This is a genomic window from Caballeronia sp. DA-9 (genome assembly GCF_051615025.1).
Lineage (GTDB): Bacteria > Pseudomonadota > Gammaproteobacteria > Burkholderiales > Burkholderiaceae > Caballeronia > Caballeronia sordidicola.
This window is the reverse complement of the sequence record NZ_CP195133.1, coordinates 481,636-495,424: the sequence shown is the minus strand read 5'-3', so window position 1 is coordinate 495,424 and position 13,789 is coordinate 481,636. Positions and strand designations below refer to the sequence as shown.

Here is a 13,789-nt window from a genome sequence, read left to right as displayed (position 1 = left end):
GAAGCGCTTATTCATGTGCGGACGTTTCCATCGAGCAATAAATAGCGCGAGCGGCTGCACACGGTCATAACAGAACTAGAACGTGAGGAGGATGAAGATGCATATCGGAGTGCCTGCCGAAACGCGGGCGAACGAGGCGCGCGTCGCGGCCACGCCGGAAACGGTCAAGAAGCTCGTGTCGCAGGGTCATCGCGTCACGGTGCAACGCGGCGCGGGACTGCCGGCGAGCTATATAGACGAGGCATTCGCCGCCGCCGGCGCCGAGCTTGTCGATGCCAATACCGCGTTCGCCGCCGATCTCGTCCTCAAGGTTCATTCGCCCAACGAAACCGAGTTGCCGCTACTGAAATCCGGCGCCGTGCTGGCCGGCATGCTCGACCCCTTCAACGCCGATAACAACACGCGGCTCGCCGCATCGGGCGTCACCGCTTTCGCACTCGAAGCCGCGCCGAGAACCACGCGGGCGCAGAGCCTGGACGTGTTGTCGTCGCAGGCGAACATTGCCGGATACAAGGCCGTGCTGGTCGCCGCCAATATCTATCAGCGCTTCATGCCCATGCTGATGACCGCGGCCGGCACCGTCAAAGCCGCGCGCGTGCTTGTGCTGGGCGCGGGCGTCGCGGGTTTGCAGGCCATCGCCACGGCCAAGCGCCTGGGCGCTGTGATCGAAGCGTCGGACGTGCGCCCTGCCGTGAAAGAGCAAATCGAGTCGCTCGGCGCGAAGTTTCTGGAAGTCCCCTACGAAACCGATGAAGAGCGCGAAGCCGCGGTCGGCGTCGGCGGATACGCGCGTCCCATGCCCGCAAGCTGGCTCGCTCGGCAATCCGTGCTGGTCGCCGAGCGTGCGAAGCAAGCGGATATCGTGATCGCGACCGCGCTGATTCCCGGGCGTCCCGCGCCAACGCTGATTGCCGCCGAAACCGTCCAGCAGATGAAGCCGGGTTCGGTCATTGTCGATCTGGCTGCCGGGCGCGGTCCCGAATACGAAGGCCGGCGCGGCGGCAATTGCCCGCTGACCGAGCCCGATCAGGTCGTGATGAAACACGGCGTGCATCTGGTCGGCTACACCAATCTTGCATCGATGGTCGCAACCGATGCTTCCGCCCTCTACGCCCGCAACCTGCTCGACTTCATCAAGCTGATCGTGACGAAGGAAGGCACGTTGAACATCGACATGGCCGACGACATTGTCGCGGCCACGCTCCTGTGCCGCGACGGCCAGGTCACGCGCGGGATCAAAGGAGACTGACATGGAACTGGTTAATCACACGGTCATCAACCTGATCATCTTCGTGCTCGCGATTTACGTCGGGTATCACGTGGTCTGGAACGTCACGCCCGCGCTGCACACGCCGTTGATGGCGGTGACAAACGCGATTTCGGCGATTGTGATTGTCGGCGCAATGCTCGCGGCAGGATTGACAATAGGCGGCGCTGGCAAGTTCTTCGGCACGCTCGCGGTGTTGCTGGCGGCGGTCAACGTGTTCGGCGGATTTCTCGTCACGCGGCGAATGCTGGAGATGTTCAAGAAGAAAGCGCCGAAGCAGATTGCCGCTGCGTCGAAGGAGATTGCGCAATGAGCATGAGCGTAGTCACCCTCCTGTACCTCGTCGCCTCGGTGTGTTTCATCCAGGCGCTCAAAGGATTGTCCAACCCGAAGACCGCGCGTTTGGGCAACACGTTCGGCATGGCCGGCATGGCGATCGCGATTCTCACGACCATCGCGTTGATCGTGAAGCAGGCGGCGGCGCTCGGATCGGATTTGTCGCTGGGCCTCGGGCTGCTGTTTGCGGCGCTCGTGGTCGGCGGCGCGATTGGCGCGTATGTCGCGGCGAAAGTCGAGATGACGAAGATGCCCGAACTCGTCGCCGCCATGCACTCGCTGATCGGTCTGGCCGCGGTGTGCATCGCCTATGCCGTCGTGTCGGAACCTTCCGCATTCGGACTCGCCGCGTTGGGCGAACCAATTCCCGTGGGCAATCGCGTGGAGTTGTTTATTGGCACGTTCGTGGGTGCGATCACGTTCTCCGGTTCGGTGATCGCGTTCGGCAAGCTCTCGGGCAAATATCAGTTCAGGCTGTTCAAGGGCGCGCCGGTCGTATACCCCGGCCAGCACATGATCAACTTGCTGCTCGCCATCGCGATGCTCGGCTTTGGCATCATCTTCATGTTTACGCAGGCGTGGCTGCCGTTCGTGATCATGACGCTGATCGCGTTCGCGCTGGGCGTGCTGATCATCATCCCGATCGGCGGCGCGGACATGCCGGTGGTCGTGTCCATGCTGAACTCGTATTCGGGCTGGGCGGCGGCGGGTATCGGTTTCTCGTTGAACAATCCCATGCTGATCATCGCGGGATCTCTGGTTGGTTCGTCGGGTGCGATTCTTTCATACATCATGTGCCGCGCGATGAACCGCTCGTTCTTCAACGTGCTACTGGGCGGGTTCGGTAACGAAGGCGGCGCGGCGGCAGGCGATGGCGCGAAGGAACAGCGCCCGGTGAAATCCGGTTCCGCCGATGACGCCGCGTTCATGCTCGGCAACGCGGAAACCGTGGTGATCGTGCCGGGTTATGGACTGGCCGTGGCGCGCGCTCAGCATGCGCTGAAGGAACTTACCGACAAGCTGATCGAGAAAGGCGTCGACGTGAGGTATGCCATTCATCCGGTCGCGGGGCGTATGCCGGGACATATGAATGTGCTGCTGGCCGAAGCCGAGGTGGACTACGAACTCGTCCACGAGATGGAAGATATCAACGGCGAGTTCCAGCAAACGGACGTGGTTCTGGTGCTTGGTGCGAATGACGTGGTGAATCCGGCGGCTAAAACCGATCCCAAATCGGTGATCGCCGGGATGCCGATTCTCGAGGCGTATCGGGCGAAGACGATTATCGTGAACAAACGGTCTATGGCAGCTGGTTATGCGGGGCTGGATAACGAACTGTTCTACATGGACAAGACGATGATGGTTTTCGGGGACGCGAAGAAGGTTATCGAGGATATGGTGAAGGCGGTGGAGTGAGGGCGCGCTGCCGGGGTGGAACGGAACGCCGGTGTACTCATAAGAGACATCGGCGTTTTTTTGCTCGGTGCCCGTTCGACGGCCCTTTTGCCACACCTTTAAAACATTGCTTCCAGGCCTTTACGGTCAACCAGATCGAGCAGTTTCAGCGATGGTCCGTTTGGCCGCTTTTGGCCCTGCTCCCATTTCTGCACCGTCGAGGCACTCGTGTTCAGGCACGCCGCAAACACCGCTTGACTCGCCCTGCTGCGCTGACGCAGCCGCTTGATCTGCGCCGCGCTGTAATCCTTGATTGGTGGCAGACATAGCGCATCGAACTCCCGCAATGTCATGGCGTCCATTGTTCCGGCCTGGTGTAGGCCTTCAGCGGTTTCATGTACCGCCTTCAGTAGTTTGTCATTCATTGCTTTCCACCTCGATTAACTCGCCTGCATGCAGCGCCTGGACTAATGTGCGCGCGTCATAGCCCAACAACTGTGATGCCAACAACTTCAACGCTACCAGCCCCGTGCCGCTCACGTTGGCCCGCTCGGTCTTGGCAAATCCGAAAACAAAAAATGCTCGCTCATCCGTTCGAAACGCCAATAGCGTTCGTAATCCGCCTCGTTTGCCTCGTCCGTTGATACCCACTCGTTTTTTGAAAACGTGCCCGCCCAAATTGGCATTTATCAGACCTTGGCTCATCTCCCTAACGGCATTCAACAGCGCCGCGTTCGACACGCCTTCCGAATCAGCCCAGCGTGCAAACCACTTGGTCTTGAAAACGCGCAAATTTTCCTCCAACAATTATAGCACTTAGTGCTATAGATACCCGTGTTGTTCGAGTTCCTACTGTTGAGCCACGATATCGAATTTGAGGTCACGACATAACTAGCCGATTGGCTAACATGATCTGCCGCTCCTGTTAGGACCGCATTCGAATCTGCCTCTGCTATCGCACTTTCTGAAAAGCTCGTCCTCCTCTGCTCTTCTGGCCGCTCCGTCCCCTCCCCGCCCGCCGCGTACAATATCCCCCTTCGATTCCCCTAAAAGCACCGCCCCATGGCCACTACTTTCCTTTTCGACTGGTTTGTCCCTTGCCCGCGCGGTCTCGAGGCGCCGCTGGCGGCCGAACTCGCCGAAATTGGAGCGAAGCACGTGGAAGGCTCCCAATTCAGAACCGGCAAGGAAGTCCCGGGCGGCGTGCATTTCCGCGGCTCCTGGGCGGCGGGCATGGCGGCCAACCTGCATTCGCGCATCGCGAGCCGCGTGCTGCTCAAGCTCGCCCAAGGCCCGTACAGAAGCGAACACGACATCTACGAACTCGCGTACCAGCAGCAATGGGAAAAATGGTTCTCGCCAAACGAAACCATTCGAGTCGATATCACCGCGATCAAATCACCGCTGCGCAGCCTCGAATTCGCGACCCTGCGCGTAAAAGACGCGGTGTGCGACCGTTTGCGCGAGTTGACCGGCAATCGTCCGAGCGTGGATACCGCCCAGCCCGACGTCCGTGTCTTCGCGTTCCTGACGCTCAACGAATGCACGCTTTACATCGATACCTCCGGCGATCCGCTCTTCAAGCGCGGCTGGCGCCTCGACAAAGGCGCGGCTCCGCTGCGTGAAAACCTCGCAGCCGGCATTCTGCGGCTGACCGGCTGGACGCCCGGCATGCCGCTTTTCGATCCGATGTGCGGCAGCGGCACGTTCCTCGCCGAGGCCGCGCAAGTTGCGTTGAACATCGCGCCCGGTGTGGAACGCCGCTTTGGCTTTGAAAAGCTGAAGCAATACGACGTGAACGCGTGGCAAAAGCTGAAAGGCGCGGCACTCGATGCAAAACATGCCGCGCGATCGTCGCGCAAGGATTTGCAGATCTACGGCAGCGACATTTCCGGCGACATGCTCGACAAGGCCTATTCGAACCTCGAACGCGCGGGTCTGCCGGAACTGTCGTTAAAACAGGTCGATGCCCGCAACATGACGCCACCGACGAGCGATCCCGGCATCCTGGTCGCGAATCCGCCGTATGGCGAACGGATCGAAGTCCGTGGGCGCGGCCCGCGCGGCGAACTTCGCGAACCGAAAAACCGTGGCCGCGATGAAGACGAAGAAGCGTTTCACCGCGCGCAACCCGATCCGGCTGATCAGGAGTTTTTCATCTCGTTCGGCAATGCAATGAAGCAGCGCTTTCCGGGCTGGCGCGCTTACGTGCTGACATCGGACAGGAAATTGCCGGGCATGCTGCGCCTGCGTGAATCAACGAAAACACCGCTTTTCAATGGTGCGCTCGAATGCCGCCTGTTCCGCTTCGACCTGATCGCCGGAAGCGTGCGCAATCGCCCGGCAGCGGCGGAACCCACGGCAGACCAGGCGCCTGCTACGCCCGACGCGAAGGAATAAAGCAAGGCAAAGCGGCGCTACAATCGCTGCATGAACTCATCGAATGAAGCCCAATCCATCGGTCTCGACGTCTATCGCGACCGCCGTGAGCGCGTGCTTGCGGCGTTGCGCGAATCGGGCGGCGGCGTTGCCATCGTGCAAACCGCGCGCGAAGTCTTGCGCAACCGCGACGCCGACTACCCGTACCGCCACGACAGCTACTTCTACTACTTGACGGGCTTCACGGAACCGGAAGCCACGCTGGTTCTGGACGCAAGCGCGCACCCCGACGAGCCGGCGGCCATCTTGTTTTGCCGCGAGAAAAACGTCGAGCGCGAGACGTGGGAAGGCTTCCGCTACGGTCCCGAAGGCGCGCGCCTCGCGCTCGGTCTGGACGCAGCATTTCCCATCGATCAGCTCGACGCCGAAATGCCCCGCCTGCTCGCCGATAAACCCGCGTTGCATTACGCGCTAGGCGTTTCCACCGAACTCGACACACAAGTCCGCAACTGGCTCGCGGCCGTCCGGGCGCAGAGCAGGATTGGCGTGAAGGCGCCATCGAAAGCGGTCGACCTGCTGTCCGTGCTGGACGAAATGCGTCTGATCAAGGACGAGCACGAACTCGCGATCATGCGCCGCGCGGGCACGATCTCGGCCGAAGCACACCGACGCGCGATGCAAACCTGCCGACCCGGCATGCACGAATACGAAATCGAAGCCGAATTGCTGTACGTGTTCCGCAAACGCGGCGCGCAAGCGCCCGCGTACGGTTCGATTGTCGCGGCCGGCGTGAATGCGTGCGTACTGCATTACCCGGCGGGCAACGCGATCGCGCGCGAAGGTGACCTGATTCTCATCGACGCCGCGTGCGAACTCGACGGCTACGCGTCCGACATCACGCGCACGTTTCCGGCAAGCGGACGGTTCACATCGGCGCAACGGGAAATCTATGACATCGTGCTGGCCGCGCAATACGCCGCCGTCTCCGCCACGCGCGCAGGCGTGAGTTTCGACGCGCCGCACGAAGCCGCGGTACGCGTTTTGTCGCAAGGTTTGCTCGACACGGGAATCATCGACAAGAACACATTCGCAACCGTCGATGACGTCATAGCCGAGCGCGCGTACCAGCGTTTCTACATGCACCGCACGAGCCATTGGCTCGGTATGGACGTGCACGACGCGGGCGATTATCGCGATGCCAACGCGCTGCTGGACGACCACGGCGCGCGTGCGTGGCGCACGTTGAAGCCGGGCATGGCGCTGACCATTGAACCCGGCTTGTACATCCGCGCCGCCGAAGATATCCCGGAACGCTACGCGAACATAGGCATCCGGATTGAAGACAACGCCATTGTCACGGCCGACGGCTGCGAACTGACAACACGCGAAGTTCCCGTCGATGCCGACGAAATCGAAGCCTTGATGCGCAACGCGCAAGCCCCCGATGCAAATTGAAACCGCAGAAACCCTCGGCCATGAATTGCCGGCTGATTATCACTTCGACGTCGCCATCGTCGGCGCCGGACCGGTCGGCCTCGCACTCGCAGGGTGGCTGGCGAAGCGCAGCGCGACGTCGCGTTTATCGGTGGCGTTGATCGATGCCCGCGCGCCCGGCGCGGCCTCGAGCGATCCGCGCGCGATCGCGGTCTCGCATGGCAGCCGGGCGATGCTGGAGTCGTCACTCGGTTTTCCCGCCGATGCCACGCCGATCAAGCGCATCCATGTTTCGCAGCGCGGCCGGTTCGGCCGGACCCTGATCGATCACGACGAACACGGCTTGCCAGCACTCGGATATGTGGTGCGTTACGGCTCGATTGTCGCGACGCTCTCGAGGGCCGTGGCCGAAACCAGCGTTCACTGGTTTACGGAAACGACGGCATCCACGCCCTTGCACGATCACGATGGCGTGACGTTGCCGATCCATTCTTCGGCCACGGGCGACCGCACCATTCGCGCGCGCATTCTGGTGAATGCCGAAGGCGGGTTGTACAAGGAATCGGATGCATCGACTTCCATAAAGAACACGCGCGACTACGGTCAGACGGCGATTGTCGGGACGGTCAGCGTGTCGTCGCCGCAACCGGGCGTTGCCTGGGAACGCTTCACGCCAGAAGGCCCGATTGCGTTGCTGCCGTCGGGCGGCGCGCGCCAGGCAGACTACGCGCTCGTGTGGTGTTGCGCGCCGGAAGAGGCGAGCCGCCGCTCACAACTTTCCGACAATGCATTTCTCGCCGAACTCGGCGCGGCTTTTGGCGAACGCATGGGCCGTTTCACGAAAATCACCGGCCGCGCGATGTTTCCGCTTGGGCTCAACGCGCTGAATGCGCTCGTCGACCGGCGCACTGTCGCCATTGGCAACGCGGCGCAAACGCTGCATCCGGTCGCGGGGCAAGGGCTCAATCTCGGCTTGCGTGACGCGCACGCGCTATGCGACGTGTTATCGACCAATGGTCCTACTACCGTCGCGCTGAGCCTCTTCGCCCAGCGGCGCGCGCTCGACCGGCGAATGACAATTGGCGCCACGGACACGCTTGCGCGAGTTTTCACGATCGATTTCGCGCCGCTTGCGACAGTGCGCGGCCTGGCCTTGAGCGCGCTGGAGTTCGTGCCGCCGGTTAAAACCGCGCTGGCGCGCCAGATGATGTTCGGGCAACGGCGCTAATCGTTTGCTTGTGTCAAAAACGGCTCCGCACTTCGCGCCATCCGGCCAAATCCGCTGAGCGCGTTTGTGTCAACTTCGACGGACTGCATATTTCGAGCCGTTCTACGCCGCGAAAAACCGAGCAAGGCCTCTATGAAGCCGGCAACTTCCATAGAAGATTTAACAACTTGCAGTGCGATTGCATCTAATTGACGCAGCGCGTTCGCGTTAAAATAGCTGTTTTCCTTCAGCGCTGATCGCGTCCCTTCAATCACGGACGCTGCGAGTTTCATGCCTATTTCCACACTGGCCATCGGCCCCCACATCTTGCGCAACAACCTGTTCGTCGCCCCCATGGCCGGCGTAACGGACCGCCCTTTCCGGCAGTTGTGCAAACGCATGGGCGCGGGCTACGCGGTGTCCGAAATGGTTGCATCGAATGCGCAATTGTGGAAAAGCGAAAAGACCATGCGGCGCGCGAATCACGCCGGCGAAGTCGAGCCTGTTTCTGTTCAGATCGCGGGCGCTGACCCGGCAATGCTGGCCGAAGCGGCGCGGCACAACGTCGCGAACGGCGCGCAGATCATCGATATCAACATGGGCTGCCCAGCCAAAAAGGTTTGCAATGTGGCGGCCGGTTCCGCCCTGCTGCAAAACGAAACGCTCGTTGCCGAGATCGTGCAGGCCGTAGTGAACGCAGTTGGCGTGGGTCCGGACGCCGTCCCGGTCACGCTGAAAATCCGCACGGGCTGGAATCGCGAGAATAAGAACGCGCTGAATATTGCACGGATTGCGCAGGACGCCGGCATTTCCATGCTGACCGTTCATGGCCGCACGCGCGCCGACCTTTATAAGGGCGACGCGGAATACGAGACCATTGCCGCGGTCAAGGCGTCCGTGCGCATTCCGGTCGTGGCGAACGGCGACATCGGCACGCCGGAAAAAGCACGCCACGTGCTGGCCGTGACCGGCGCCGACGCAATCATGATCGGACGCGCGGCGCAAGGACGTCCGTGGCTCTTTCGCGAAATCGAACACTTCCTGCTGACGGGTGAATATTTGCCTGCTCCGCGTATCGACGAGATCCAGCAACTGATGAACGCGCATCTCGAAGATCACTATGATTTCTATGGCGAATTCACGGGCGTTCGTACAGCGCGCAAACACATCGGCTGGTACACTCGCGGCCTTTCCGGCGCCAACACGTTCAGACATCGGATGAACACGCTGGATTCCACACGAGAACAATTGCTCGCCGTGAACGAATTCTTCGACGCCCAAAAGGCGTTGTGCGACCGTCTTGTCTATGTCGAAGAACCCGGCACAGACGCTGACGGAGGCGGCACCAACGAAGCGTTCGAATCGTGCGGCGCGCAGAACCACACAGACCGATTAGCCGCATGAGCAGACACAACATAGAACAATGCGTCCGCCAGAGCCTGGACAATTATTTCCAGGACCTGGACGGTTCGAAACCGCACGACGTCTACGAAATGGTGATTTCGTGCGTGGAAAAGCCGATGCTCGAAGTCGTGCTGAAACAAGCCGACGGCAACCAGTCGCTCGCAGCGGAGTATCTCGGCATCAATCGCAACACGCTCAGGAAGAAGCTCCAGCAGCACGGCCTGATTTAGTCACTTGTCTCATTGATGTATCTCCCGGACCGTCGCGGCGTACGGCGGTCGATCCGAATTTACTGATTCCCTCGACTCCCCTACCGGCTCCCCGCCGTTCCCATCATGATCAAGCAAGCGCTCCTTTCCGTTTCAGACAAGTCCGGCATCGTTGAATTCGCGAAATCGCTTTCGGAGCTGGGCGTAAGCCTGCTTTCGACTGGCGGCACTGCAAAACTTCTCGCCGATGCCGGCCTGCCCGTCACCGAAGTCGCCGACTACACCGGTTTTCCGGAAATGCTCGACGGCCGCGTGAAAACGCTGCATCCGAAGGTTCACGGCGGCATTCTGGCGCGCCGCGACTTGCCCGAACACATGGCGGCGCTCGAGCAGCACGGCATTCCGACCATCGACTTGCTAGTGGTGAATCTTTATCCGTTCGTGCAGACAGTCTCGAAGGAAGAATGCTCGCTGGAAGACGCCATTGAGAATATTGATATTGGTGGCCCGACCATGCTGCGTTCGGCGGCGAAGAATCATCGTGACGTGACGGTGATCGTCGATCCTTCGGATTACGCGACCGTTCTCGATGAAATGCGTGCGTCCAGCAACACGGTCAGCTACCCGACCAACTTCCGGCTTGCAACCAAGGTATTCGCGCACACGGCTCAATATGACGGCGCCATCACGAACTATCTGACGAGCCTGACCGACGCGTTGGAACACAAGAGCCGCAATACGTTTCCGTCGACGTTCAATCTCGCCTTCACCAAGGTGCAGGACCTGCGTTACGGCGAGAACCCGCATCAAAGCGCGGCGTTTTATCGTGACCTCGCGACGCCCGCTGGCGCGCTTGCGAACTACACGCAGTTGCAGGGTAAGGAACTGTCGTACAACAACATCGCGGATTCCGACGCTGCGTGGGAATGCGTGAAGACGTTCGATGTGCCCGCTTGCGTGATCGTCAAGCACGCGAATCCGTGCGGCGTGGCGGTGGGTGAAGGTGCGCACGAAGCGTATTCGAAGGCTTTCCAGACCGATCCTACGTCGGCGTTCGGCGGCATCATTGCGTTCAATCGGGAAGTCGACGAAACGGCGGCGCAAGCGGTTGCAAAGCAGTTTGTGGAAGTGCTCATGGCGCCTTCCTTCAGCGAAGCGGCCAGGCAGATTTTCGCGGCGAAACAAAACGTGCGCCTGCTGCAAATCGATCTCGGCGACGCTCACAACGCGTTCGACCTGAAGCGCGTGGGCGGCGGCTTGCTGGTTCAATCGCTCGACTCGAAGAACGTCCAGCCGCACGAGTTGCGCGTGGTCACGAAGCGTCATCCGACGCCGAAGGAAATGGACGATCTCATGTTCGCGTGGCGCGTGGCGAAGTACGTGAAGTCGAACGCCATTGTGTTTTGCGGCGGCGGCATGACGCTCGGCGTGGGCGCCGGGCAAATGAGCCGCGTGGATTCGGCGCGTATTGCAAGCATCAAGGCGCAAAACGCGGGTTTGTCGCTGGAGGGCTCCGCGGTGGCATCGGATGCGTTCTTCCCGTTTCGCGACGGGCTCGACGTGGTAGTCAACGCGGGCGCGACCTGCGTGATCCAGCCGGGCGGTTCCATGCGCGACGACGAAGTCGTGGCTGCCGCGGACGAACACAACATTGCAATGGTGCTCACCGGAACGCGGCACTTCCGTCACTGAGACAGCCGCTGAGAACGTCTGATCTTCGGAAAGCCCGGCGGCCGGCAGGTTCACCGGGCTTTTTACTTTCTGCGCCGCGCTGTTAGTATCGCAAGCACTACGTTCCAACGGCATTCCATGAGAATTCTCGGCATTGACCCGGGCCTGCGCGTGACTGGATTCGGCGTTATCGATAAAACCGGCCACACGCTCACCTACGTGACCAGCGGCGTCATCAAGACCGCGGACGCCGATCTGCCGTCGCGGCTGAACACGATCTTCGACGGCATCTCCACGTTGGTCCGGCAACACGCGCCCGATCAGTCGGCGATCGAGAAAGTGTTCGTCAACGTCAACCCGCAGTCCACACTGCTGCTCGGCCAGGCCCGGGGCGCGGCAATCTGCGGCCTGGTCGCGAACGGCGTGCCGGTTGCCGAATACACCGCGCTGCAATTGAAGCAGGCCGTGGTGGGCTACGGCCGCGCAACCAAAGACCAGATGCAGCAGATGGTGGTGCGCCTGCTCGCCCTTTCGGGCGTGCCAGGAGCGGACGCCGCCGATGCTCTCGGCATGGCCATCTGCCACGCGCACGCCGGCGGCGCAACCGCCATCCTGGGCGGCATTGCGCCGTCTCTGGCAAAAAAGGGCCTGCGCGTTCGGCGCGGCCGCCTTGTCGGCTAACTCCATTACAAGTTCCTCAACATGATTGGTCGCATTGCAGGCGTCTTGCTTGAAAAAAACCCGCCGTATCTGCTCGTGGATTGCGGCGGCGTGGGTTATGAAATTGCCGTGCCAATGAGCACCTTCTACAACCTGCCGAACATCGGCGAGAAGATCGTCCTGCTGACCCAGTTGATCGTGCGTGAAGACGCGCATTTGCTGTATGGCTTCGGCACGCAGCCGGAACGCACGACCTTTCGCGAACTGCTCAAGATCAGCGGAATCGGTGCGCGTATGGCCCTCGCGGTGTTGTCGGGCATGAGCGTCCAGGAGCTTGCGCAAGCAGTGACCATGCAGGACGCCGCGCGCCTGACGCGTACGCCCGGCATTGGCAAAAAGACGGCGGAGCGGCTGCTGCTGGAACTGAAGGGCAAGCTCGGCGCGGATCTGGGCACGGCAGCAGGCACGGTGGCCGGCCCGGATCACGCGAGCGATATCCTGAACGCTTTGCTGGCATTGGGTTACTCCGAAAAAGAAGCGCTCATGGCGGTAAAGAATGTTCCTGCCGGAACAGGCGTGTCGGAAGGCATCAAGCTGGCCTTGAAGGCACTGTCGTTGCAACCCTCGCGCTGACCTTCAAGCGCGGCTCGATCCAGTCGCAAGACTGGTACGGAATGAGTCTCCCACACCGTCGATCCGGCCAACAGTCGGCCGAACGGCCAGCTTTCGGCGTATTCGTCACGCGGTACAATCGACGCATGATAGAAACCGACAAACTCGCCGCCGAACGCATCATCTCGGCTACACCTGTCTCGCCGAACGAGGAAGTGTTCGAGCGGGCGTTGCGGCCGCGCCAGCTCGAGGAATATGTCGGGCAGGAAAAGATCCGGGATCAGTTGCAGATCTTCATCGAGGCCGCGCGCAGGCGCTCCGAAGCGCTCGATCACGTCCTGCTGTTCGGGCCGCCGGGTCTCGGCAAGACCACGCTTGCGCACATCATTGCGCGGGAAATGGGTGTGAATCTGCGGCAAACATCGGGGCCGGTGCTGGAACGCGCCGGTGATCTTGCCGCGCTGCTGACGAATCTCGAGAAAAACGACGTTCTTTTCATCGATGAGATTCATCGGCTGTCGCCGGTCGTCGAGGAAATCCTGTATCCGGCGCTCGAGGATTATCAGATCGACATCATGATCGGCGAAGGTCCGGCGGCGCGCAGCGTGAAGCTGGATTTGCAGCCGTTCACGCTGGTGGGCGCCACCACGCGCGCGGGCATGCTGACCAATCCGCTGCGGGACCGCTTCGGGATTGTGTCGCGGCTGGAGTTCTATACGGCGGGAGAATTGGCGCGAATTGTCACGCGATCGGCTTCGCTCCTGAAAGCGAACATTGTTCCCGAGGGCGCGTTCGAGATTGCCAAGCGCGCGCGAGGCACGCCGCGGATTGCGAACCGCTTGCTCAGGCGCGTGCGCGATTACGCCGAGGTGCGGGCAAACGGCAATATCACGGCGGACGTTGCCGATGCCGCGCTGAAGATGCTTGACGTCGACCCCGTTGGCTTCGATTTGATGGACCGGAAGCTGCTGGAAGCCATCTTGTACAAATTCGATGGCGGTCCGGTCGGTGTCGACAATCTGGCTGCCGCGATTGGCGAAGAGCGCGACACGATTGAAGACGTGCTCGAGCCCTATCTTATCCAGCAGGGCTATTTGCAGCGCACCCCGCGCGGACGCGTGGCCACGCTTCTCACCTACCGCCATTTTGGTCTCGCGGCTCCCGATGCCGGTCCTGTTCGTGATCTCTGGGACGCGAACCTGCCCGAGTAGTCGC

15 protein-coding genes are annotated in these 13,789 nt (G+C 61.1%); 12 read left to right on the top strand and 3 right to left on the bottom strand.

All coding sequences use genetic code 11. The annotated features are described in order from the left end of the window. The first annotated feature begins 97 nt into the window (after window positions 1–97). Genes ACRWA7_RS18495 through ACRWA7_RS18485 form a run of 3 tightly spaced genes read left to right on the top strand, consistent with a single transcriptional unit; the run spans window position 98 to window position 3,019 of the window. Window positions 98–1,249 carry a Re/Si-specific NAD(P)(+) transhydrogenase subunit alpha gene (locus ACRWA7_RS18495; protein ID WP_438395366.1) on the top strand — a complete coding sequence of 384 codons (1,152 nt, stop codon included), beginning with the start codon at window positions 98–100 and terminating at the stop codon, window positions 1,247–1,249. A gap of 1 nt (window position 1,250) precedes the next feature. Beyond that, window positions 1,251–1,580, top strand: a complete 330-nt coding sequence (locus tag ACRWA7_RS18490) for an NAD(P) transhydrogenase subunit alpha (RefSeq protein WP_060817210.1) — start codon at window positions 1,251–1,253, stop codon at window positions 1,578–1,580. After that, the gene (locus tag ACRWA7_RS18485; RefSeq protein WP_438395363.1) at window positions 1,577–3,019 is read left to right on the top strand and encodes an NAD(P)(+) transhydrogenase (Re/Si-specific) subunit beta; all 1,443 of its coding nucleotides are present in this window, start codon (window positions 1,577–1,579) and stop codon (window positions 3,017–3,019) included. The genes ACRWA7_RS18490 and ACRWA7_RS18485 overlap by 4 nt, the downstream gene beginning before the upstream one ends. Window positions 3,020–3,117: 98 nt before the next feature. Here the strand turns inward: ACRWA7_RS18485 and ACRWA7_RS18480 are convergent, their stop codons facing one another. Continuing rightward, complete coding sequence (locus tag ACRWA7_RS18480) at window positions 3,118–3,423, bottom strand: helix-turn-helix domain-containing protein (protein ID WP_438395361.1); 306 nt, start codon at window positions 3,421–3,423, stop codon at window positions 3,118–3,120. Then, entirely contained in the window at window positions 3,416–3,790 is a 375-nt protein-coding gene (locus tag ACRWA7_RS18475) for a type II toxin-antitoxin system RelE/ParE family toxin (RefSeq protein WP_438395360.1), read from the bottom strand. Before ACRWA7_RS18475 ends, ACRWA7_RS18480 begins: the two co-directional genes overlap by 8 nt. A 270-nt stretch (window positions 3,791–4,060) precedes the next feature. Between ACRWA7_RS18475 and ACRWA7_RS18470 the strand changes: the two genes are divergently transcribed. The 3 genes from ACRWA7_RS18470 to ACRWA7_RS18460 are packed head-to-tail and all read left to right on the top strand — an operon-like array spanning window position 4,061 to window position 8,039. Further along, entirely contained in the window at window positions 4,061–5,398 is a 1,338-nt protein-coding gene (locus ACRWA7_RS18470) for a THUMP domain-containing class I SAM-dependent RNA methyltransferase (protein ID WP_438395359.1), read from the top strand. Window positions 5,399–5,428: 30 nt separating this feature from the next. Beyond that, window positions 5,429–6,832 (top strand): aminopeptidase P N-terminal domain-containing protein, encoded by a 1,404-nt coding sequence (locus ACRWA7_RS18465; protein WP_438395358.1) that lies wholly within the window; start codon window positions 5,429–5,431, stop codon window positions 6,830–6,832. Then, window positions 6,822–8,039, top strand: coding sequence for a UbiH/UbiF/VisC/COQ6 family ubiquinone biosynthesis hydroxylase (locus tag ACRWA7_RS18460; RefSeq protein ID WP_060817215.1), 1,218 nt, complete (start codon window positions 6,822–6,824; stop codon window positions 8,037–8,039). Before ACRWA7_RS18465 ends, ACRWA7_RS18460 begins: the two co-directional genes overlap by 11 nt. Here ACRWA7_RS18460 and ACRWA7_RS18455 read toward each other — a convergent pair. Further along, the gene (locus tag ACRWA7_RS18455) at window positions 8,036–8,311 is read right to left on the bottom strand and encodes a hypothetical protein (RefSeq protein WP_438395357.1); all 276 of its coding nucleotides are present in this window, start codon (window positions 8,309–8,311) and stop codon (window positions 8,036–8,038) included. The two genes, ACRWA7_RS18460 and ACRWA7_RS18455, sit on opposite strands and share 4 nt — an antisense overlap. Between ACRWA7_RS18455 and dusB the strand changes: the two genes are divergently transcribed. The 6 genes from dusB (at window position 8,310) to ruvB (ending at window position 13,785) form a co-directional block, all read left to right on the top strand. Beyond that, window positions 8,310–9,422 carry a tRNA dihydrouridine synthase DusB gene (gene dusB, locus ACRWA7_RS18450; protein WP_060817217.1) on the top strand — a complete coding sequence of 371 codons (1,113 nt, stop codon included), beginning with the start codon at window positions 8,310–8,312 and terminating at the stop codon, window positions 9,420–9,422. The genes ACRWA7_RS18455 and dusB overlap by 2 nt on opposite strands. Beyond that, window positions 9,419–9,652 (top strand): Fis family transcriptional regulator, encoded by a 234-nt coding sequence (locus tag ACRWA7_RS18445; RefSeq protein WP_056355686.1) that lies wholly within the window; start codon window positions 9,419–9,421, stop codon window positions 9,650–9,652. Before dusB ends, ACRWA7_RS18445 begins: the two co-directional genes overlap by 4 nt. 105 nt (window positions 9,653–9,757) lie before the next feature. After that, window positions 9,758–11,323 (top strand): bifunctional phosphoribosylaminoimidazolecarboxamide formyltransferase/IMP cyclohydrolase, encoded by a 1,566-nt coding sequence (purH, locus tag ACRWA7_RS18440; RefSeq protein ID WP_438395355.1) that lies wholly within the window; start codon window positions 9,758–9,760, stop codon window positions 11,321–11,323. A 117-nt stretch (window positions 11,324–11,440) separates the two neighbouring features. Beyond that, on the top strand, window positions 11,441–11,983 hold the full coding sequence (gene ruvC / locus ACRWA7_RS18435) for a crossover junction endodeoxyribonuclease RuvC (protein WP_060817219.1): 543 nt from the start codon (window positions 11,441–11,443) through the stop codon (window positions 11,981–11,983). 21 nt (window positions 11,984–12,004) lie between these two features. After that, a complete protein-coding gene (gene ruvA, locus ACRWA7_RS18430) occupies window positions 12,005–12,595 on the top strand; it encodes a Holliday junction branch migration protein RuvA (protein ID WP_060817220.1) in 591 nt (196 codons plus the stop codon). A gap of 125 nt (window positions 12,596–12,720) precedes the next feature. Beyond that, the gene (ruvB, locus tag ACRWA7_RS18425; RefSeq protein WP_060817221.1) at window positions 12,721–13,785 is read left to right on the top strand and encodes a Holliday junction branch migration DNA helicase RuvB; all 1,065 of its coding nucleotides are present in this window, start codon (window positions 12,721–12,723) and stop codon (window positions 13,783–13,785) included. The last annotated feature ends 4 nt before the right edge of the window (window positions 13,786–13,789 follow it).

Coding starts and splice junctions, on each gene's coding strand:
- purH (WP_438395355.1), top strand. CDS start 9,758: ATGATCAAGCAAGCGCTCCTTTCCGTTTCAGACAAGTCCGGCATCGTT.
- ACRWA7_RS18455 (WP_438395357.1), bottom strand. CDS start 8,311: ATGAAACTCGCAGCGTCCGTGATTGAAGGGACGCGATCAGCGCTGAAG.
- ACRWA7_RS18460 (WP_060817215.1), top strand. CDS start 6,822: ATGCAAATTGAAACCGCAGAAACCCTCGGCCATGAATTGCCGGCTGAT.
- ACRWA7_RS18465 (WP_438395358.1), top strand. CDS start 5,429: ATGAACTCATCGAATGAAGCCCAATCCATCGGTCTCGACGTCTATCGC.
- ACRWA7_RS18495 (WP_438395366.1), top strand. CDS start 98: ATGCATATCGGAGTGCCTGCCGAAACGCGGGCGAACGAGGCGCGCGTC.
- ruvC (WP_060817219.1), top strand. CDS start 11,441: ATGAGAATTCTCGGCATTGACCCGGGCCTGCGCGTGACTGGATTCGGC.
- dusB (WP_060817217.1), top strand. CDS start 8,310: ATGCCTATTTCCACACTGGCCATCGGCCCCCACATCTTGCGCAACAAC.
- ACRWA7_RS18470 (WP_438395359.1), top strand. CDS start 4,061: ATGGCCACTACTTTCCTTTTCGACTGGTTTGTCCCTTGCCCGCGCGGT.
- ACRWA7_RS18485 (WP_438395363.1), top strand. CDS start 1,577: ATGAGCATGAGCGTAGTCACCCTCCTGTACCTCGTCGCCTCGGTGTGT.
- ruvB (WP_060817221.1), top strand. CDS start 12,721: ATGATAGAAACCGACAAACTCGCCGCCGAACGCATCATCTCGGCTACA.
- ACRWA7_RS18445 (WP_056355686.1), top strand. CDS start 9,419: ATGAGCAGACACAACATAGAACAATGCGTCCGCCAGAGCCTGGACAAT.
- ruvA (WP_060817220.1), top strand. CDS start 12,005: ATGATTGGTCGCATTGCAGGCGTCTTGCTTGAAAAAAACCCGCCGTAT.
- ACRWA7_RS18490 (WP_060817210.1), top strand. CDS start 1,251: ATGGAACTGGTTAATCACACGGTCATCAACCTGATCATCTTCGTGCTC.
- ACRWA7_RS18480 (WP_438395361.1), bottom strand. CDS start 3,423: ATGAATGACAAACTACTGAAGGCGGTACATGAAACCGCTGAAGGCCTA.